Source organism: Kribbella speibonae, assembly GCF_004331375.1.
Classification (GTDB): Bacteria; Actinomycetota; Actinomycetes; order Propionibacteriales; family Kribbellaceae; genus Kribbella; species Kribbella sindirgiensis.
Genome location: NZ_SJKC01000002.1, coordinates 606,990 through 626,479 on the forward strand (window position 1 = coordinate 606,990; position 19,490 = coordinate 626,479).

The window sequence follows — 19,490 nt, forward strand, 5'->3', positions numbered from 1 at the left end:
TACTCCTCGGTGACCCGCACCGGGTCACCGCCTACGTGTCAGCTCCGCGGCTTCTCGCGCAGCTCGAACGCCTCGACGACGTCGCCGATCTTGATGTCGTTGAAGTTGTTGATGGTCAGACCGCACTCGAAGCCCTCGCGGACCTCGGACGCGTCGTCCTTGAACCTCTTCAGCGACGACAGCTCGGTGTTGTCGACGACCACGGCGCCGTCCCGGATCAACCGGACCTTCGCGTTCCGCTTGAGCAGGCCGCTGGTCACCCAGCAACCGGCGATGTTGCCCACCTTCGAGGAGCGGAAGATCTCCCGGATCTCGGCCTGGCCGAGGGTGACCTCCTCGTAGATCGGCTTGAGCATGCCCTTCAGGGCGGCCTCGATGTCGTCGATCGCCGAGTAGATGACCGAGTAGTACCGGACATCCACGCCCTCGCGCTCGGCCAGGTCCCCGGCCTTGCCCGCCGGCCGCACGTTGAAGCCGATGATGACGGCGTTCGACGCGATGGCCAGGTTGACGTCGTTCTCGTTGATCGCACCGACACCGCGGTCGATGATCCGCAGGTTGACCTCGTCGCCGACCTCGATCCGGACCAGGGCGTCTTCCAGCGCCTCGACCGAACCGGACACGTCGCCCTTGAGGATCAGCAGCAGCTCCTGGCTCTCGCCCTTCTCCATCGAGGCCATGAAGTCCTCGAGGGTACGACGGGCGCGACGCTTCGCGTTGGCCGCCGCACGAGCGCGGGCTTCCCGCTTCTCGGCGATCTGCCGGGCGCGGCGGTCGTCCTCGACGACCAGGAACTTGTCACCGGCACCTGGTACGGCGGTCAGACCGAGCACCAGGACCGGACGCGACGGAGTCGCCTCCTCGACCGGGTCGCCGTGCTCGTCGAGCATGGCCCGCACCCGGCCGTACGCCGGACCGACCACCATCGAGTCGCCGACCCGGAGCGTTCCGCGCTGCACCAGCACGGTCGCGACCGGACCACGGCCCTTGTCGAGGTTCGCCTCGATGGCGATGCCCTCGGCGTGCATCTTCGGGTTCGCCCGCAGATCCAGTGCCGCGTCCGCGGTCAGTACGACGCCCTCGAGCAGGCCGTCGATGTTGATCCGGGACTTGGCCGAGACGTCGACGAACATCGTGTCGCCGCCGTACTCCTCGGGCACCAGGCCGTACTCGGTCAGCTGACCGCGCACCTTGGTCGGGTCCGCCGCCGGGACGTCGATCTTGTTCACCGCGACCACGATCGGGACACCCGCCGCCCGGGCGTGGTTCAGCGCCTCGATGGTCTGCGGCATCACGCCGTCGTCGGCCGCGACCACCAGGATGACGATGTCGGTGGCCTGCGCACCACGGGCACGCATGGCGGTGAACGCCTCGTGACCCGGGGTGTCGACGAAGGTGATCGCCCGCTCCTGGCCGTCGACCTCGGTGGTCACCTGGTACGCACCGATGTGCTGGGTGATACCGCCGGCTTCCTTGGCCTGGACGTTCGCCATCCGGATCGCGTCCAGCAGCTTCGTCTTACCGTGGTCGACGTGACCCATGACGGTCACCACCGGCGGCCGCGGAGCCAGGTCGCTCTCGTCGCCCTCGTCGGCACCGAAGTCGATGTCGAACGACTGCAGCAGCTCGCGGTCCTCGTCCTCCGGCGAGACGATCTGGACGTCGTAGTTCAGCTCGGTCCCGAGCAGCTCGAGCGTCTCCTCGTTCACCGACTGGGTCGCGGTCACCATCTCACCGAGGTGGAACAGCACCTGGACCAGCGACGCCGGGTCGACTCCGACCTTCTCGGCGAAGTCCGTCAGCGACGCGCCACGCGGCAGCTTCACGACCTCGCCGTCACCGTGCTTGACGCGCACGCCGCCGACGGCCGGAGCCTGCATGTTGTCGAATTCCTGGCGCTTGGCCCGCTTCGACTTGCGGCCGCGACGCGCCGGACCGCCCGGACGCCCGAAGGCGCCCTGCGTCCCGCCACGACCGCGGTTGCCCGGACCCGGACGGCCACCGCCGCCACCCGGCGGGCCGCTCGGGCCGCCGCCACCGGGACGGAAGCCGCCACCGGCGCCGCCACCGCCACCGCCACGCGGACCGGCACCCGGACCGCCGCCGGGACGACCGCGGCCACCGCCGCCACCGCCACCGGGACCGCCGGAGCCGCCGCCCGGACGGCCGGTGAACGTACCGGCCGAGGACTTCGGCATCATCGCCGGGTTCGGACGCGGGGCGCCCGGCACACCACCGGAACGCGGACGGTCGCTACCGCCGCGCTCGCCGCTCCGCTCGCCACCGCGACCCTGCGGCGGACGCGGAGCCATCCCGGCCGGGCTCGGAGCGCCCTGCCGGTCGCCACCGCCGCCACCACCCGGGCCGGGGCGCGGTCCACCGCGCTGCATGCCCTGGGTCGAGCTGAACGGGTTGTTGCCCGGACGCGGTGCACCCGGACGCGGGCCGCCGCCACCCTGGCCGCCCTGACGGGGCGCACCGGGACGCGGGGCACCCGGACGGGGCGCACCCGGACGCGGACCGGAACCGGGACCACCCTGGCCACCCGGACGCGGTCCGGAGCCCTGGCTGCCGCCCTGGCCGCCCGGACGCGGGCTCGCACCCGGAGCCGGACGCGGACCCGGACGGGCCGCGGAGTCGCCACCGGTACGACGCGGCGCCGGCGCGGGGGCCGACGACGGGGCTGCCTTCGCGGCCGGAGCCTCGAACGACGGGGCCGCCGGGCTCTCCGCCTTCGCCGCCGGAGCGGACTCGACCGGAGCCGACTCCACCGGGGCAGGCGCGGCCGGCTCGGCCGGAGCGGACTCCTGGCGCGGACCCGGCTTCGGGCCCGGACGCGGTCCCGGCTTGATCCCCGGGGCCGACTTCACCGGCGCCGACTCGGCCGCGGGGGCCGTAGCCGACGCGGCGGACGCGGCCGGTGCCTCGGCGACCGGAGCCGCCTCGGTGCGCACCTCAGCGGCCGGCGCGGTGCGCTCGGCCGGAGCCTTCGGGGCCGCCGGCTGAACCGGCTTCGGCGCCGGTGCGACCGGTGCGGTCGCCTGCGGCGCGGCAGACGTGCTGGCGGCGGCCTTCTTGGCCGCGCGCTTCTTCGGCGGGTTCTTCTCGAACTCCTCCGCCAACCTGCGGACTACTGGTGCCTCGATCGTCGAGGATGCCGATCGGACGAACTCGCCCATGTCGTTCAGTCTGGTCAGAACGACCTTGCTGGTAACTCCGAGCTCTTTCGCGAGCTCGTAGACCCGGACCTTTGCCACTACTCTCCCTCTGGTCCGAGCCTGGGCGCGGACCGTTAGTTGACGTACGTGCTCATCGCTTTGCACTCATCGGTAGACACTCATCGAGTGGTCATGAGTCGATGACCCGCCTTCATGTCGGTCACACGGTCCGGTCAGACCGTGTGTACATCTTGATTATCACGCTGCGCGAGGTAGTCGTGCAGCCCGGTGACGTCGAGCGGCCCCAGGACCCGGAAGGCCCGTGGGAACGCCTTGCGCCGGACAGCCAGCTCGAAGCACTCCGCCGTGGGGTGCAGATGCGCTCCACGACCAGGTGCCCGACGCCCGGGATCCGGGAGGACCGTGAGATTTCCTGGTCCTCCGGACACCGTCATCCGCAGCAGGTCAGTCGGACTGCACCGCTTCCGGCACCCTATGCAGGTGCGCTCCCGAACCTTGCCAGGACGCGCGTCTGTCACTGATTCCTCTGGGTGTGGTTGCGACTCAGTCGACCGACCGAGAGATCAGTCTACCTTCTCGCTATCCCGAGTCACATCGGTATCCGGCCGGATGTCGATCCGCCAGCCGGTGAGCCGGGCGGCGAGGCGGGCGTTCTGCCCCTCCTTGCCGATCGCGAGCGAGAGCTGGTAGTCCGGTACGACGACGCGCGCCGCACGGGCCGCGGCGTCAACGACCTCGACAGACGTAACCTGCGCCGGGGACAGCGCATTCCCGACGAAGGTGGCCGGATCGTCGCTGTGGTCGATGATGTCGATCTTCTCGCCGTGCAGCTCGTGCATGATGTTGCGCACCCGCTGACCCATCGGCCCGATGCAGGCGCCCTTGCCGTTCACGGACGGGTTCAGCGTGCGGACGGCGATCTTGGTCCGGTGCCCGGCCTCGCGGGCGATCGCGGTGATCTCGACGGTGCCGTCGGCGATCTCCGGGACCTCCAGCGCGAACAGCTTCTTCACCAGGTTCGGGTGCGTCCGGCTGACGGTGATCTGCGGGCCCTTGAAGCCCTTCCGGACGCCGACGACGTACACCCGCAGGCGGGAGCCGTGCTCGTACTTCTCCCCCGGGACCTGCTCGGGCGCCGGCAGCACGGCCTCGATCTTGCCGAGGTCGACCATCACCGACCGCGGGTCGCGGCCCTGCTGGACGACACCGGACACGATGTCGCCCTCCTTCCCGGAGAACTCGCCGTAGCGCACCTCGTCCTCGGCGTCGCGCAGCCGCTGCAGGATGATCTGCTTGGCCGTGGTCGCCGCGATCCGGCCGAAGTCGTGCGGGGTGTCGTCGTACTCGCGGGCCAGCGTGCCGTCCTCGGCCAGCTCGCGGGCGAAGACGGTCACGTGCCCGGTCTTGCGGTCCAGCTCGGCGCGGGCGTGCTGCTGGGCGCCCTCGGTGCGGTGGTACGCGACCAGCAGCGCCTGCTCGATCGCCTCGACGACCACGTCCAGGGAGATGTCCTTCTCCCGTTCCAGCGACCGCAGCACGGCCATGTCGATGTCCATGTCAGTTCTCCTCCACCGTGCCGTCGGCAGGTGTTTCTTTGTCGTCGTTGCCGGCGGTCCGGTTGAACTCGATCTGGATCTTGGCCTTGGCCACGTCGGCGTAGGCGACGCTCTGCCGTTTGCCGTCGACATCCAGTTCGGCCGCCTCCTCGGAGACGGACTTGATCCTGCCGGTCAGCTTCCCGCCGGCGGTCAGCGTGACCGCGACCAGCCGGCCGGTGTTGCGGCGCCAGTGCCGGGGCAGGGTGAGCGGGCGGTCGACGCCGGGGCTGGAGACCTCCAGCGTGTAGGCGCCCTCGCCCATGATGTCGTCGGCGTCGAGCGCCTTGGAGATGGCCCGGGTCACCTCGGCGACGTCGTCCAGGCTGATGCCGCGGTCGCGGTCGACCAGGACGCGCAGCAGGCGGCGGCGTCCGGCCGGCGTGACGTCCGCGGCCTCCAGGTCGCAGCCGAACTGTTCGACGATCGGCCGCAGGAAGTTCTCGAGGCTCGTGGTGTCCGTGTGGCTCGTGGGGCCCGGCTTTCGGCTCACAGGTTGACCTGCCTCTCTCCAGTTGTGCACCCGTTCTGATCCCGGCGGTCCGGCCGAGAGCAGTAGCCCACCCTATCCGCCCGGCGCCCCGATCCCGGTCATCGGCTCCGCCCTGGCCGGTCGCGGACGGGTCACCGGGTATCGTTCCGCCGTGCCTGAACGCCGCCACACGCGCCATCCGCTGAGTCGACGGACCGTCTTCGTCACCGCCGCCCTGGTTCCGGGCGCTGCCGCGCTGGCCGGTTGCAAGGACGACGCCGCATCCGGAGCCGGTACGCCGGGCACGAAGGGCGCCGTGAACGGCACGCCGACGGCACCGGGGCCGACCGAGGAGACACCGACCGTCGACCCGGCCGTCGTCGCGGCGCTCAGCACCGTGGCGACCCAGGTGACTCAATTGTCACAGCTCTACGCAACCGCGAGCCGCAAGTTCCCGGCCTTGCGGGCCCAGCTCGCCGCAGGCGCCAAGTACCACGTGAGCCACCTGGCGAAGCTCAAGGAGACCCAGGGCGTGACAGCGCAGGCAGCCAAGGCCGTCGCCGCGGCCTCAAGCTCTCAGGCCGCGCTGGCCGCGATCGCCCAGCAGGAGAAGGCCGCCGCCGTCACGCATGCCGCGGCCGCGGTCAAGCTGTCCGGCGCCCCGGCCCGCCTGCTCGCCGAGATCGCCGCCGCCGAGACCCAGCTCTCGGCGACCCTCACGCCGAAGAAGAAGGACGCCTCGTGACAGTACTGATGCCACGCCTCCGGCGCGGCGGGTCATGGGGCTGGAACTCCCGGTCTTCCCTCGTCGTTCCGGTCGCTTCGCTCCCTCCACTCCTCAGTCCAGACCGGGAGGCCCCATGACCGAGGTAGAAGCCCTGCAGGCGGCGCTCGCGGGTGAGCATGCCGCGATGTACGGCGTGGGTGTGGCCGGGGGCAAGCTCAGCGGGGCGCGGTACCGGTCCGCGACGGACACGTTCGAGAGTCACCGCGACAACCGCGACCACCTGAGCGCGTTGCTGGTCGCCGCCGGCGAGACCCCGGTTGCGGCCGAACCGGCGTACGACCTCCCCCGGCCGGTCACCAACACGGCGACGGCGACCGCGCTGATCCTGGTGATCGAGCGCCGGATCGCGGCGGTGTACGGCGACCTCGTCGAGGCCGCCGAACAACCGGCCGTCCGGGCGTTCGCGATCGAGAGCCTGCTGGGCGCCGCGACCAGCCAGCTCAGCTGGGGCGGCGCACCAGTGGCGTTCCCCGGCGCCGTCGCCTGACGCTGCCTCAGCGGCGCCGGCGCCAGGGCCCGGTGATCGCGTAGGTGATGCCGGGGGTGTAGACGTTGAAGAACATCGTGCGGCCGTCGGCGGAGAAGCCGGCCCCGGCCAGCTCGCCGTACTCCGGGTCCTCCGGGGTGCCGTTGTTCACCCGGTTGCGGGCGAACTTGAAGACCTCGCCGTCCTCCGTGGTGCCGAGGATGTGCTGCTCGCCGAGGCCGTCCTCGCACATCATCAGCCCGCCGTACGGCGACATCGTGATGTTGTCCGGGGCGTCGAACTCGGGGTCGTCCGAGCCGGGCGTCGGCCGGGTGAAGATCACCTCGAGGCGCAGGGTCTTCTTCCGCGGGTCGAACCGCCAGACCTGACCGTCGTGGTTGACCTTCGGGCCGAGTTCGGTCCGGGCGAACGACGAGACGAAGTACACGCAGCGGTCCTGTGTCCCCCACCAGCAGCCCTCGAGCTTGTAACCGCCGGTGATCGGCTTGCCGTAGTCCTGCGCGCGGACGGACTCCGTCGTCGCCAGCGGGTCGGGCACCTTGATCCACTGCACTCCGCCGAACTGGGTGCCCGCCTCCTGGACGACGGACAGGTCGGGCAGCCCCGGGATGTACATGGCCTGAAGTTCCCCACCGGCCCGGAGCGAACCCCATCCACCGCGCGGACGGTTCGGGAGGAACCGGTAGAACCCGCCGAGCGGCGCGACGAACGCGTCCTCGGTCTCGTAGACGATCCCGGTGGCCGGATCGACCGCGACCGCCTCGTGCTGGAACCGGCCCATCGCGGTCAGCGGGGCCGGGTTGTTGTTGCGGCGGTCGTCGTACGGGTCGACCTCGAAGATGAAGCCGTGGTCCTTGGTGTAGCCGGTGGTCCCGGCCTTCGCCTCGGTCTCCTCACAGGTCAGCCAGGTGCGCCACGGCGTGATGCCGCCGGAGCAGTTGATCGCCGTACCGCCGAGGCTGACGAACTCCTGGGTGGCGTTGTTGTGCCGGTCCACCACCAGCGTGCTGGTGCCGCCGGCGCCACCTGGATCGTACGTGCGCTCCGGCGGGGCGACCACCTTGATCGTGGCGGTCGGGCTGCACTCGTGGTTGCGGACCAGGCGGGCGCCGCCGTGCCGGTCCGCGAAGGCGCCCATACCGTCGAACCGGCTCGGCGTCTTCAGACCGTCGGGACGGACGGTGCCCTCGCGGGACAGGATCTTGTAGCTGAAACCGCGCGGCAGGTCGAGCATGCCGTCGGGGTCCTCGATCAGCGGTCCGTAGCCGATCTTCGGGCCGGACGTGCCGAGCGCGGGCTGGGCGGTGTACAGCGCCTCCACCGAGCCCGCGACACTGACCGCGACACCGGCCGCGGCAGCTCGGGTGACGAACTGCCGCCGGGACAGGGGATTCTCGTGAACGGACACGGGTAGGGCCTCCTCGTGGGCGTAAGGATCTGCCGGTCACCGGTGAACATACGGTGAACGGCAGACGCCTACAAGATGAACCCGTGTCTTGAGAGCAGCAGAGCCCGTTACTGGTAGCAGGGCTTGGTGAAGTCGTACGCCTTCGCCGTCTTGCCGGTGAAGAAGTCGCGTTCGACCTTGACGCCGGTCGGCGCCGTCGGGTCCACCTTCGAGATGATGCTGCCGCGGAACACCCGCTCGTTCGGCTCGCCGGAGAAGCGGCCCGCCTCGGCCGGCAGCATCCCTTCGTAGTCCACGGTCTCCAGTGACTTCACCGCGGCCAGCAGCCCGGCCCGGGTGAGGTCCTTGGAGTCGACCGCCTTCTGCAGCGCGGCCTTCAGCGGGTACGACCACACCCAGCCGGCCGTGTAGCCGTCGTTCGGTGCGGCCTTGAAGGTCTCTTGGTTGATCGACTCCGCGAGCGCCTTGTGCCCCGGGGTGTCGGCGCCGTACGGCGCCCACGGTCCGGACTGCCGGTAGAGCGCGGTCAGGGCCGGCGCGGCCGGGCTCTTCAGCAGGGCCGGGTTCCAGGTCGGGCTGGTGCCGATGAACGGGCTCTTGAAACCGTTCTGCGCGGCGCCGCCGACGATGGTGGCCGCCTCGGTCGGGCCGGTGGTCAGGATGACCAGATCGGGTTTGGCCGCGAGCAGCTTCTGGATCGCCGCGCCCTGGTTCTCCTGCCCAGGCGCGGTCGGGATGTCGGTGAACTTCAGCCCGTTGGCCTCGGCCGCGATCTTCGTCCCGGCCGCGGCGTCGTCGCCGTAGTCACCCGGGAAGTGCACCGCGGCGACGCTCTTCGGTTTCAGCGTCTCGACCGCGAAGTCGACCGAGTTCATCGACTCGAAGCAGTAGTTCGTGCCCGACTCCAGGATCACGTCCTCGAACGCCCACGCCGACGTCCAGGACGCCGGTACGCCGATCATCCCGCCGGCCTTGAGGTCGCCGAGGATCGCGGCCGTGGTCGGCGAGCCGAGGGTCTGGGCAAGCCCCAGGACGTCGGGCTTGATCTCGGAGTACACCTCGTTGTGGATCTGCGGGTTGTACTTGTTGTCCTTGACGTACTTCGTCACGTCGACCTCGTACGCCCCGATCCCGCCGGCCTTGTTGACCCGCTGCCAGAACGCCTTCTGGCTCTCGGTGATCGGGACGCCGAGCGCCTTGAACGGGCCCTCGGTCAGGTCCGAGATCGAACCGAGGTAGATGCAGCCCTTGGTCTTGTCGACCGCGGCCGGGCACGGCTCGGCGGTGACACCGACGTCGAACTTGACGCCCGACCCGCCCTGCTGCGTCTCCGGGGCGTCGTTCCGGCACCCCACCAGCACGGCCATCGCCGCGACCAGCGCGACAGCGATTCCCCTCCGAATGCTCATCGAAACTCCTTAGTGCGAGAACGGCCAGGATTTCCAATAGGTGCGGAGCCGGATCCAGATCCCGAACAGCCCGCGCGGTTCGAAGATCAGGAAGGCGATGATCAGCAGGCCGTAGAGAATCGTCTCGACCTGGAAGACCGTGATGCCGCCGGCCGCGGAACTGCTGCTGATGAACGGCAGCACGGCCGGGAGCTCGCGGGTGACCCGCGGCAACAGCGTGATGAACAGCGCGCCGAGTACCGAACCCGAGATGGTGGCGACCCCTCCGATCAGCACCATCGCGATGTACTGCACCGACATGCCGAGGTTGAACGACCCCGGTTCGACGAAGCCGATCATCACGTACAGCAGCGCGCCCGCGACGCCGGCGTAGAACGACGACACCGCGAACGCGATCATCTTGTAGCGGGTCACGTCGACCCCGATCACCTCGGCGGCCAGGTCCCGGTCCCGGACCGCGGCCAGCGCCCGGCCGATCCGGGAGCGAACCAGGTTCCGGGCCAGGACGCCGAAGATCACCAGCAGCACGAGCATCAGCAGGTACAGCTTCTGCGCCTTGGTGAACAGCGACCCGTCCACCGCGAACTGGATCCCGAACAGCTCCGGTACCGCCGCCGGGCGGCCGACCCCGACGCCCCCGGTGAGATCGCGCCAGTGCTTGAACACGTGCTCGCCGATGAACACCAGACCCAGCGTCACGACCGCCAGGTACAACCCGCGCAGCCGGGCTGCCAGCGGCGCGACGATCAACCCGGCCAGTCCCGCGACCAGACCGGCCGCGAGCAGCCAGACCGGTACCGAGGTGATCCCGAATCCGATCAGCCGGGTGCTGTCCGGGTCCCCGGACAACGCCGCCGCCGTATAGGCGCCGATGGCAAGGAAGAACGCGTGCCCGAGCGACACCTGCCCGGCGTACCCGGTGACGAGGTTCAGCCCGATCGCCCCGATCGACGCCACACACGCGGTCGCCAGGACCACCAGCAGGTCGTCGGTCAGCAGGAACGGCAACGAGACCGCCATGATCGCGAGGACCGCCGTCCAGAACCGCTTGCCCGAGGTGTTCAGCAAAGCCATGTCCTGCTTGTAGGACAGGTAGAGCAATGGCCGACTCATATCCTCTCCACCTCTCGGGTGCCGAACAGGCCGTACGGTCTGACGAGGAGGACGAGGAGCATCAGCAGGTACGGGACGACGAGGAAGAAGTCGCCACCGAACACCGGATGCAGGTTGTCGCCGTAGCTGCCGACCAGCGCCTCGATCACGCCGACTGTCAGCCCTGCGACCACTGCGCCGCCGAGTGAATCCAGGCCGCCGAGGATGATCACCGGCAGCGCCTTGAGCGCGGTCAGCCAGAGGTTCTGCTCGAGTCCGATGCCGGTCGACAGGAACACCCCGGCCAGCCCGGCGAGGGCGGCCGCGAGCGCCCAGGACAACGAGAACACCCGCCCGACCGACACACCCTGCGCGAGGGCGACCTCCTGGTCCGACGAGGCCGCGCGCATCGCCAGGCCGGTGCGCGACCAGCGGTAGAAGGCGAACAGCGCGGCCACCACGATCAGGGTCGTCACGAGTGTCGCGAGATGCCGCTGGTCGATCTTGGCGCCCAGTACGTCGACCTGCCGCAAACCCCACGGATCACCCATCTGCCGGATGTCCAGGCCGATGAACGAGTTCACCACCGTCCGGATCACGATGTCGACGCCGAGCGTGATGATCGCGATGACGAACACCGGTTTGCCGATCATCGGCCGCAACGCCAGCCGTTCGACCCCGGCGCCGAGCAGTCCGGTCAGCAGCAGCGCGACCAGGACGGCGACGAAGAAGTTCATCGACAGCACCAGATAGCCGACCAGGAGCGCGCCGGCCATCATGAACGCCGGCTGGGCGAAACTGATCACCCGCATGGACTTGTAGACGATCACGAACCCCAGCGCCAGCAGGGCGTAGATGGACCCGTTGCCGAGACCGCGGACCACCGTGGCGACGAACTCGTTCATCGGGCACCCCCGCCGTACATGGACTCGACCAGGCCCGCGAACGCCGTCGCGACCGCGGTGCGTTTGACCTTCTGGGTCGCGGTCAGCTCGCCGTCCTCGTGGTCCAGCACCTTCGGCAGCAGCCGGAACGACCGCACCTGCTCGACGGTGGCGAACCGTTCGTTGACCTCGTCGACGACGCCCTGCACGAGCCCGATCACCTCCGGCTTCGCGGACAGGTCGCCGTACGTCGAGTACGGCAGGCGACGGACCTGCGCCCAGTGCCCGACCGTGTCCGGCTCGATGCCGATCAGCGCGGTGAGGAACTTGCGCCGGTCGCCGATCACCACGGCTTCCTTGATGTACGGCGAGGCTTTCAGGGCGTTCTCGAGCTCGGACGGGGCGACGTTCTTGCCGCCCGCGGTGATGATGATGTCCTTCATCCGGTCGGTGATGCGCAGGTGCGTACCGTCCACCCACTCCCCCACGTCGCCGGTGTGCAGCCAGCCGTCCGGGCCGAGCACCTTCGCGGTCGCCTCCGGGTCCTGCCAGTAGCCCGCGAACGTCCCCGGATGCCGGGTGAGGATCTCGCCGGTGCTCTCGTCGATCCGCACCTCGACGCCCTCATGCGGTTCGCCGACGGTGCCGACCTTGACCCGGCCCGGACGGTTGGCGGTGGCCACCGCGGTGTTCTCGGTCATCCCGTACACCTCGTGCATCGGAAGGCCGAGTCCCATGAAGAACCGCAGTACCTCGGGCGCGATCGGGGCCGCTCCACAGGCGGCGTACCGGACCTTGCGCAGGCCGACGCGATCCTTCAGCGCGCGGTAGCAGAACAACCAGCCGATCGCGTAGACCGCTCGCGAGGCCGCCGTATGCCGTCCGCCGTTCGCAGCGAGGACGCCGCCGATCCAGTCGGCGCGGCGCAGCCAGTAGCCGCCGACCAGGCGCTTGACCGGATCCGCGGACTCGATCCGGATCTGCACACCGGCCGCGATCTTCTCCCAGATCCGGGGTACGCCGAACAGGACGGTCGGCTGTACCTCGTGGAGGTTGGTCGCGACCGTCTCGATCGACTCGGCAAAATGCACGCAGACGCCGGCCCCGGCGCCGAACCAGCCGCTGAAGATCCGCTCGGCGACATGGCACAACGGCAGGTAGGACAGCACGCTGTCGCGCGGGGACGGCGGCGGCGCGGTGAAGCCGCCGCGCTCCACCAGCTCCTGGATCGCGAAGTCGACGTTCGCGCCGGTCAGCATCACGCCCTTCGGCGGTCCGGTGGTCCCGGAGGTGTAGATCAGCGTCACCACGTCGTCCGGGCGGGCGTCGATCATCCGTTGCGCCACGGCGTTCGGGTGGGCCGCACGGTGCTCGGTGCCGAGGGCAAGGAAGTCGGGCCAGGCGATCAGCCGCGGGTCCTCGTACCGGTAGCGGATGCCGCGCGGCTCGACGTACACGATGTGCCGCAGCTCGGGCAGGTCGTCGACCGCGAGCGCCTTGTCGACCTGCTCCTGATCCTCGGCGATCAGCACCTTCGCTCCCGAGTGCCGCAGCAGGTAGCCGACCTCGGCGACGGGGTTGGTCGGGTAGAGGCCGACGGTGGCGGCGCGGACGGCGACCGTCCCGACATCGGTGTAGAGCCACTCGCGCCGGTTCTCCGAGTGGATCGCGACCCGGTCGCCCGGTTCGATGCCGAGGGCAAGCAGCGCGTGCCCGACCAGCGCCGCGGTGTCCCAGTACTGCAGCCAGCTGACCTGCTGCCAGATGCCCAGATCCTTTTCCCGCAAGGCGATCCCGCCAGGAGTCGCCCTGGCACGCTCCCGGACCCGGGTGGCGATCGTGCTCATGGCGTCACCCGGTGTTCCTCGCCCAGGTAGGCGCGCACCACGTCGGGATCGGTTGCCACTTGCCGCGGCGTGCCGGTGCGGATCGGCCTGCCGAAGTCGATCACCATGATCCGGTCGGCCAGATCCATCACCAGGCCCATGTCGTGCTCGACCATCACCATCGGCAGCCCCAGCTCGTCGCGGATGTCGAGGATGAACCGGGCCATGTCCTCGGTCTCCTCCAGGTTCATCCCGGCAACCGGTTCGTCCAGCAGCAACAGCTTCGGCTCGGACGCGAGGGCGCGGCCCAGTTCGACCCGCTTCTGGATGCCGTACGGCAGCAGGCCGACCGGGAGCCGCCGCCACGGGGCGAGCTCGAGGAAGTCGACGATCTCCTCGACGGCGAGGCGGTTCGCGAGCTCGTTCCGCCGGGCCTTGCCGAGCCACGCGAACGCGGCCAGGACGCCGTACGGGTGATGGAGATGCCGGCCGAGCATCAGGTTGTCGAGCACTGTCAGGTTGGAGAACAGCTCGATGTTCTGGAAGGTCCGGGCGACGCCCAGGCGGGCGATCGCGTGCGGCCGGCGGCCGATCAGGTCCTCGGCGCCGAACCGGACGGTGCCCTGTTGCGGCCGGTAGACGCCGGACAGGACGTTGAAGATCGAGGTCTTGCCGGCGCCGTTCGGCCCGATCACCGCGAACAGCTCACCGGCGTTCACCGTGAAGCTCACACCGTTGAGGGCAGTCACCCCGTCGAACCCGAGGACGACGTCCTCGAAGGTGAGCACCGGCGTCGCTTCCGCCGTGCCCTCACTCTGCCGCGCCTCGGTCGCCGTCATGAGAGCCAACGCTTCCGGCGGCGGTAATGCTTGACGTCCCGGAAGGACTTCGCCGAGCCTTCGGCGCCGAGACCGAGATAGAACTCGCGAACGTCGCCGTCGGCAAGCAACTCCGCGGCGGGTTTGTCCATCACCATCGTGCCGTTCTCCAGCACGTAACCGTGTTCGGCGATCGACAACGCCATCGCCGCGTTCTGCTCGACCAGCAGAACCGTCGTACCGTCCTGGTTGATCTGCACGATCACGTCCCGGATCTGCTGCACGATCATCGGCGCCAGGCCGAGACTCGGCTCGTCCAGCAGCAGGTACTTCGGATCCGACATCAGCGCCCGTCCGATCGCGAGCATCTGCTGCTCGCCGCCGGACAGGTAACCCGCGAGCTGGCGGCGGCGGTCGGCCAACACCGGGAACAACTGGTACGTCCGGTCCAGGTTGGCCTTGATCGAACGAGGGCTGACGTGCCCGCCGATCCGCAGGTTCTCCTCGACCGTCAGGTCGGCCAGGATGCGCCGGCCCTCCATCACCTGTTTGATGCCCAGGGCAGCGATCCGGCTGGCGCCGTAGGAGTGGATCGGCTCGCCGTCAAGGGTGACCGACCCCCGCCGGACCGCGCCGTCATGGACGTCGAGCAGCCCCGAGAACGCCCGCAGCAAGGTGGACTTACCGGCGCCGTTCGCCCCCAGCAGCGCGACGATGCGCCCCTGCGGAACCTCGAGGCCGACGCCCCGCAGCACCAGCATCACATCGTCGTAGACGACCTCGAGATTCTTCGCCGCCAGCACCCGGCCCCCTTGGTGGAGGTTCCCCAACCAGCATCTTGGCGAGTGAGTGTGACAGCACCGGTGGCGACTTTGAAGTCCTCGCAGCCCGGAAATCGGACACCGCTGCGCAACCGTGACCGATCGTCAGCAGTGAAACCAGTTATGCAACTGGTATTACAACGATCGCACCCAGTTCGCGAGCAGCGCGGCGCCGGCGTCACCGGACTTCTCCGGGTGGAACTGGGTGGCGGTGAGCGGACCGTTCTCGACGGCAGCAACGAAGCGGTCCGCGCCGTACGTCGTCCACGTCACCAACGGGGTGACCGACGCGCGGGTGTCCTGCAGCTGCCACTCGCGAACGCCGTACGAGTGCACGAAGTAGAAGCGTTCCTTCTCGATGCCGTCGAACAGCGTCGTACCGCCGGGAACGTCGACCGTGTTCCAGCCCATGTGCGGGACCGGCTGGTCGTCCTTCGGCTGCAGCCGCTCGACAGTGCCGGGCCACTGCTCGCAGCCCTCGGTCTCGACGCCGTGCTCGATACCGCGCGCGAACAGGATCTGCATGCCCACGCAGATCCCGAGCACCGGACGCCCGCCGGTCAGCCGGCGGTCGACCGCGACATCGCCGCGGACCGCCTTCAGCCCGGTCATACAGGCCTCGAAGGCGCCGACGCCCGGCACCAGCAGACCGTCCGCGTTGCAGGCCGCGTCGAAGTCGGAGGTCACTGTGACGTCGGCGCCGACGCGTTGCAGGGCGCGCTCCCCCGACCGGATGTTGCCGGAGCCGTAGTCCAGGAGCACGACCTTCTTGCTCACAGGGCGCCCTTGGTGGACGGGATGCCCGGCTGCCGTGGGTCCAGCTCGGCGGCGGCCCGGAGCGCACGGGCGAACGCCTTGAACTGCGCCTCCACGATGTGGTGCGGGTCGCGGCCGGACAGCACCCGGATGTGGACGCAGATCGCAGCGTTGAACGCGAGCGTCTCGAACACGTGCTGGGTCAGCGAACCGGCGTAGTCCCCGCCGATGATCGCGTACACCTGACCGTCCGGCTCGCCGGTGTGCACGCAGTACGGACGCCCGGACAGGTCGACCGTGCAGTGCACGAGCGCCTCGTCGAGCGGCACGGTCGCGTCGCCGAACCGCCGGATCCCGCGCTTGTCACCCAGCGCTTCCTTCAGCGCCTGACCGATACCGATCGCGGTGTCCTCGACCGTGTGGTGCGCGTCGATCTCCAGGTCGCCGACCGTGTTCACGTGCAGGTCGAGCAGCGCGTGCTTGGCGAGCGCGTTCAGCATGTGGTCGTAGAACCCGACCCCCGTGGAGATGTCCGCCCGGCCCTCGCCGTCGATGTTCAGCTCGACGAGAACCTTCGACTCACTCGTTTCCCGATCGATCCGGGCAGTGCGCGTCATGTCAGCCTTCCTGCATCAGTCTTGAGAACGCGCTCCAGTGAAGCGCGGAACGCGGCCATCTCGTCGCCGGTGCCGATCGAGACCCGCAGCCAGCCGTCCGGACCGGTCTCCCGGATCAGGACGCCGTCGTCCAGCAACGCCTGCCAGACCGCGTGCCGGTCCGCGAACGTGCCGAACAGGACGAAGTTCGCGTCCGAGTCGACCGCCCGCAGCCCCAGCGACCGCAGCCAGTCGACCGTCTCGTCGCGCTCGACGCGGAGCTGCTCGACCCGGCCGAGCAGTTCGTCGGAGTGCTGCAGCGCCGCCCGCGCGACCGCCTGGGTCACCGCGGACAGGTGGTACGGCAGCCGGACGATCCGCAGCGCGTCCACGAACTGCTTGCTCGCGGCAAGGTACCCGACCCGGCCGCCGGCCATCGCGAACGCCTTCGACATCGTCCGCGCGACCGCGAGATTCGGGTACGACGGCAACAAGCTGACCGCACTGGGCGTCCCGGTGCGACGGAACTCGGCGTACGCCTCGTCGACCACGACCACCGCGCCCTGGGCGCCGGCCTGCGCGACGATCGCCTCGGTCACGTCGATCGGCAGCGCCGTCCCGGTCGGGTTGTTCGGCGAGGCGAGCAGCACCACCGACGGGCGGTGCCGGGAGATCGCCGCGAGCGCCTTGCTCTTGTCCAGCGTGAAGTCCTCGGCGCGACGGCCGGCCACCCACGCGGTGTTCGTGTCCCGCGCGTACTCCGGATACATCGAGTACGTCGGCGCGAACGAGAGCGCCGTACGACCAGGGCCGCCGAAGGCCTGCAGGATGTGCAGCATCACCTCGTTGGACCCGTTCGCCGCCCAGAGCTGCTCCGGCTCGAGCTGAGCACCGGACTCACGGGCCAGGTACGCCGCGAGGTCCGCGCGGAGGCCGATGAACTCGCGGTCCGGGTACCGGTTCATGCCACGGGCGGCCTCGGTGACCGCCGCGGCGATGTCGGCGACGGTCGCCTCGCTCGCCGGGTACGGGTTCTCGTTGACGTTCAGGAGCACCGGGACGTCGAGCTGCGGGGCGCCGTACGGCTCGAAGCTCTTCAGCTCCTCGCGGATCGGCAGCCCGTCGAAGCGCCCCATCACTTCTCCCCTGGGCTCTGCACTTGATCGGCTCCGCCGAAGCGAAGGGATACCGCGGCGCCGTGGGCAGGCAGGTCCTCGGCGTGCGCCAGCGTGACCACGTGACCAGCGACGTCCTGCAGCGCGTCGCGCGAGTAGTTGATGACGTGGACCGCCTTCAGGAAGCTGCGCACGGACAGGCCGGACGAGTGACAGGCGCACCCGGCCGTCGGGAGGACGTGGTTGGACCCGGCGCAGTAGTCGCCGAGCGATACCGGCGACCAGCTGCCGACGAAGATCGCGCCGGCGTTGGTGATCAGCCCGGCGCGCTCCTCGGCGTCCGCGGTCTGGATCTCCAGGTGCTCGGCGGCGTACGCGTCCACCACCGCGGTGCCCTGCTCGAGGTCGTCGACCAGTACGACGGCCGACTGCTGACCCTGCAGTGCCTCGGTCACGCGATCCCGGTGCTTGGTCTGCGCGACCTGACCCGGCAGCTCGGCTTCGACCGCGGCGGCCAAGGCTTCGGACGGTGTCACGAGCACGCTGGCGGCCATCGGGTCGTGCTCAGCCTGGCTGATCAGGTCGGCGGCGACGTGCTTCGGGTCGGCCGTGTCATCGGCGAGCACCGCGATCTCGGTCGGGCCGGCCTCGGAGTCGATACCGACCTCACCCAGCAGGAACCGCTTGGCGGCGACCACGTAGATGTTGCCCGGACCCGTGATCAGGTTGACCTTTTTGCAGCCGTCGAAGCCGTAGGCGAAACCGGCGATCGCCTGCGCGCCGCCCATCGCGTACACCTCTTCGATCCCGAGCAGCGCACACACCGCGAGCACCGTCGGGTGCGGCAGGCCGCCGAACTCCTTCTGCGGCGGTGAGGCAACGGCAAGCGACGGTACGCCGGCCACCTGCGCCGGAACGACGTTCATCAGGACACTCGACGCGAGCGGCGCCCGGCCGCCCGGCACGTACAGGCCGACGCGCTGGACGGGGACGAACCGCTGGGTGACCCGCCCGCCCGGCGCGGGCTCGGAGGCGATGTCGGCGATGAGCTCGTCCTGGCTGACCTCGCGGACCCGGCGGATCGACTCCTCGAAGGCGCTGCGCACCTCCGGGTCGAGCTCCTCGAGCGCGGTCTTCAGCGCCGCGGCCGGGACCCGGATGTCCTCGACGCGCACATGGTCGAACTTCTCGCCGTACTCCCGGATCGCCTCGAGGCCGCGATGGCGGACGTCCAGGCAGATGGGTCGGACGACGTCGAGAGCCTTCTCGACGTCGAACACGGCTCGGGGAACGAGGGCATTCACTTCGGCTTGGAGGTCGGAGACCTCTCCGGCCGCCACTCGGCCCCGCAGGTCGACGCGGCGAATCATGGCGCCAGTCTAGTGGCGCGGCCCGGGCCGCTTCGCCCAGTATCCACAGGTCGGCCGCCGGCAACGCCGTACCGGCACTGTCACCGGCCGTGATCGGGGGCGGTGTCCACTAGGGCATGGCTGACGCTTCCGCGCAGTAGGCGGGGAAGCGTCAGCCATGCCCTAGGCTCATCGGCATGGACTCCCGCCTGCCGTTGCTCACTGTCGACACGGTGATCTTTCCCGGCCTGGTGGTCTCCATCCCGGTGACCGACGTCCAGGGCCGCGCGGTGGTCCGCGACCTGGTCGAGAACGGCGGCGAGCTGGTCTGCGGCGCGCTCGCGGTCCGCGACGGGTACGAGCTGGGCGAGCGGGTGTTCCGGTCGCTGTACGGGACGGGCTGCGCGGCGACGATCTCCGAGATCGCGCTGGACGCGGACGACGACGGGCCGATCGAGGTGACGCTGACCGGGAACCGGCGGTTCAAGGTGAGCGAGCTGGACGGCGCCGGCGACTACCTGGTCGCGGATGTCGAATGGCTGCCCGACGACCTCGGCGACGACCCGCTGGGGACGGCGACGGTCGCGCTCGAGCGGTTCCGGAAGTACGCCGAGGCGATCAGCGAGATCAGCCGCCCCGGCCTGCACCTCGGCGACCTCCCCGACGACCCGGGCACGTTGTCGTACCTGATGTCGGCCGCGATGAAACTCATGACCCCCGACCGGCAGAAACTCCTCGAGGCCGAGGACGTCACCACCCGCCTCGTCCAGCTCGTCGCCCTCATCGACACCGAGCTCTCCGCGATCACCGCCCTCCCGTCGCTGCCCGCCACCGACCTCATCGCCTGGTCGGCCCTCTCCCCCAACTAAGAGACTCGTCAGCCTCGTTAGCCGCGA

Annotated in this window: 18 protein-coding genes; 3 read left to right on the forward strand and 15 right to left on the reverse strand. The window is 69.8% G+C overall.

From position 1 onward, the window contains the following. Positions 1–38: 38 nt before the first annotated feature. The 4 genes from infB to rimP form a co-directional block, all read right to left on the reverse strand. On the reverse strand, positions 39–3,257 hold the full coding sequence (gene infB / locus E0H92_RS16245; RefSeq protein WP_131496824.1) for a translation initiation factor IF-2: 3,219 nt from the start codon (positions 3,255–3,257) through the stop codon (positions 39–41). 134 nt (positions 3,258–3,391) lie between these two features. Further along, entirely contained in the window at positions 3,392–3,697 is a 306-nt protein-coding gene (locus tag E0H92_RS16250) for a YlxR family protein (RefSeq protein ID WP_131462795.1), read from the reverse strand. Between the two features lie 45 nt (positions 3,698–3,742). Further along, positions 3,743–4,735 (reverse strand): transcription termination factor NusA, encoded by a 993-nt coding sequence (gene nusA / locus E0H92_RS16255; protein ID WP_131288631.1) that lies wholly within the window; start codon positions 4,733–4,735, stop codon positions 3,743–3,745. Position 4,736: 1 nt separating this feature from the next. Continuing rightward, positions 4,737–5,267 carry a ribosome maturation factor RimP gene (rimP, locus tag E0H92_RS16260; RefSeq protein WP_131496825.1) on the reverse strand — a complete coding sequence of 177 codons (531 nt, stop codon included), beginning with the start codon at positions 5,265–5,267 and terminating at the stop codon, positions 4,737–4,739. Between the two features lie 151 nt (positions 5,268–5,418). Here rimP and E0H92_RS16265 point away from each other — a divergent pair, with 151 nt between their 5' ends. After that, positions 5,419–5,991 (forward strand): cell division protein FtsK, encoded by a 573-nt coding sequence (locus E0H92_RS16265; protein ID WP_131496826.1) that lies wholly within the window; start codon positions 5,419–5,421, stop codon positions 5,989–5,991. A 115-nt stretch (positions 5,992–6,106) separates the two neighbouring features. Further along, on the forward strand, positions 6,107–6,520 hold the full coding sequence (locus E0H92_RS16270; RefSeq protein ID WP_131496827.1) for a ferritin-like domain-containing protein: 414 nt from the start codon (positions 6,107–6,109) through the stop codon (positions 6,518–6,520). A 7-nt stretch (positions 6,521–6,527) separates the two neighbouring features. Here E0H92_RS16270 and E0H92_RS16275 read toward each other — a convergent pair whose 3' ends face one another. The 11 genes from E0H92_RS16275 to hisD all read right to left on the reverse strand — a co-directional run bounded on the left by E0H92_RS16275 (position 6,528) and on the right by hisD (position 18,615). Then, positions 6,528–7,928, reverse strand: coding sequence for an alkaline phosphatase PhoX (locus E0H92_RS16275; protein ID WP_131462792.1), 1,401 nt, complete (start codon positions 7,926–7,928; stop codon positions 6,528–6,530). A gap of 107 nt (positions 7,929–8,035) precedes the next feature. Continuing rightward, positions 8,036–9,337, reverse strand: a complete 1,302-nt coding sequence (locus tag E0H92_RS16280) for an ABC transporter substrate-binding protein (protein ID WP_131496828.1) — start codon at positions 9,335–9,337, stop codon at positions 8,036–8,038. Between the two features lie 9 nt (positions 9,338–9,346). Further along, on the reverse strand, positions 9,347–10,450 hold the full coding sequence (locus E0H92_RS16285; protein ID WP_131496829.1) for a branched-chain amino acid ABC transporter permease: 1,104 nt from the start codon (positions 10,448–10,450) through the stop codon (positions 9,347–9,349). Further along, positions 10,447–11,334 carry a branched-chain amino acid ABC transporter permease gene (locus E0H92_RS16290; RefSeq protein WP_131496830.1) on the reverse strand — a complete coding sequence of 296 codons (888 nt, stop codon included), beginning with the start codon at positions 11,332–11,334 and terminating at the stop codon, positions 10,447–10,449. Before E0H92_RS16290 ends, E0H92_RS16285 begins: the two co-directional genes overlap by 4 nt. Then, positions 11,331–13,160, reverse strand: a complete 1,830-nt coding sequence (locus E0H92_RS16295) for an AMP-dependent synthetase/ligase (protein WP_131496831.1) — start codon at positions 13,158–13,160, stop codon at positions 11,331–11,333. The genes E0H92_RS16290 and E0H92_RS16295 overlap by 4 nt, the downstream gene beginning before the upstream one ends. After that, positions 13,157–13,978 (reverse strand): ABC transporter ATP-binding protein, encoded by an 822-nt coding sequence (locus E0H92_RS16300; protein ID WP_131462787.1) that lies wholly within the window; start codon positions 13,976–13,978, stop codon positions 13,157–13,159. Before E0H92_RS16300 ends, E0H92_RS16295 begins: the two co-directional genes overlap by 4 nt. Beyond that, positions 13,975–14,760, reverse strand: coding sequence for an ABC transporter ATP-binding protein (locus E0H92_RS16305; RefSeq protein ID WP_131462786.1), 786 nt, complete (start codon positions 14,758–14,760; stop codon positions 13,975–13,977). Before E0H92_RS16305 ends, E0H92_RS16300 begins: the two co-directional genes overlap by 4 nt. Before the next feature lie 153 nt (positions 14,761–14,913). Next, positions 14,914–15,555: an imidazole glycerol phosphate synthase subunit HisH gene (gene hisH, locus E0H92_RS16310; RefSeq protein ID WP_131462785.1), complete on the reverse strand. Its 642-nt coding sequence runs from the start codon at positions 15,553–15,555 to the stop codon at positions 14,914–14,916. After that, complete coding sequence (gene hisB / locus E0H92_RS16315) at positions 15,552–16,151, reverse strand: imidazoleglycerol-phosphate dehydratase HisB (protein ID WP_131462784.1); 600 nt, start codon at positions 16,149–16,151, stop codon at positions 15,552–15,554. The genes hisH and hisB overlap by 4 nt, the downstream gene beginning before the upstream one ends. Continuing rightward, positions 16,148–17,266: a histidinol-phosphate transaminase gene (locus tag E0H92_RS16320; protein ID WP_131496832.1), complete on the reverse strand. Its 1,119-nt coding sequence runs from the start codon at positions 17,264–17,266 to the stop codon at positions 16,148–16,150. The genes hisB and E0H92_RS16320 overlap by 4 nt, the downstream gene beginning before the upstream one ends. Further along, on the reverse strand, positions 17,266–18,615 hold the full coding sequence (gene hisD, locus E0H92_RS16325; protein WP_131496833.1) for a histidinol dehydrogenase: 1,350 nt from the start codon (positions 18,613–18,615) through the stop codon (positions 17,266–17,268). Before hisD ends, E0H92_RS16320 begins: the two co-directional genes overlap by 1 nt. A 176-nt stretch (positions 18,616–18,791) precedes the next feature. Between hisD and E0H92_RS16330 the strand changes: the two genes are divergently transcribed. Next, positions 18,792–19,463 (forward strand): LON peptidase substrate-binding domain-containing protein, encoded by a 672-nt coding sequence (locus tag E0H92_RS16330; RefSeq protein ID WP_131496834.1) that lies wholly within the window; start codon positions 18,792–18,794, stop codon positions 19,461–19,463. Positions 19,464–19,490: the final 27 nt, after the last annotated feature.

What these genes read in the sequence shown, in the direction of transcription:
- nusA (WP_131288631.1), bottom strand. Translation starts at nt 4,735, where the DNA reads ATGGACATCGACATGGCCGTGCTGCGGTCGCTGGAACGGGAGAAGGAC.
- E0H92_RS16270 (WP_131496827.1), top strand. Translation starts at nt 6,107, where the DNA reads ATGACCGAGGTAGAAGCCCTGCAGGCGGCGCTCGCGGGTGAGCATGCC.
- E0H92_RS16280 (WP_131496828.1), bottom strand. Translation starts at nt 9,337, where the DNA reads ATGAGCATTCGGAGGGGAATCGCTGTCGCGCTGGTCGCGGCGATGGCC.
- E0H92_RS16285 (WP_131496829.1), bottom strand. Translation starts at nt 10,450, where the DNA reads ATGAGTCGGCCATTGCTCTACCTGTCCTACAAGCAGGACATGGCTTTG.
- E0H92_RS16290 (WP_131496830.1), bottom strand. Translation starts at nt 11,334, where the DNA reads ATGAACGAGTTCGTCGCCACGGTGGTCCGCGGTCTCGGCAACGGGTCC.
- E0H92_RS16295 (WP_131496831.1), bottom strand. Translation starts at nt 13,160, where the DNA reads ATGAGCACGATCGCCACCCGGGTCCGGGAGCGTGCCAGGGCGACTCCT.
- E0H92_RS16300 (WP_131462787.1), bottom strand. Translation starts at nt 13,978, where the DNA reads ATGACGGCGACCGAGGCGCGGCAGAGTGAGGGCACGGCGGAAGCGACG.
- hisB (WP_131462784.1), bottom strand. Translation starts at nt 16,151, where the DNA reads ATGACGCGCACTGCCCGGATCGATCGGGAAACGAGTGAGTCGAAGGTT.
- E0H92_RS16320 (WP_131496832.1), bottom strand. Translation starts at nt 17,266, where the DNA reads ATGGGGCGCTTCGACGGGCTGCCGATCCGCGAGGAGCTGAAGAGCTTC.
- hisD (WP_131496833.1), bottom strand. Translation starts at nt 18,615, where the DNA reads ATGATTCGCCGCGTCGACCTGCGGGGCCGAGTGGCGGCCGGAGAGGTC.
- E0H92_RS16330 (WP_131496834.1), top strand. Translation starts at nt 18,792, where the DNA reads ATGGACTCCCGCCTGCCGTTGCTCACTGTCGACACGGTGATCTTTCCC.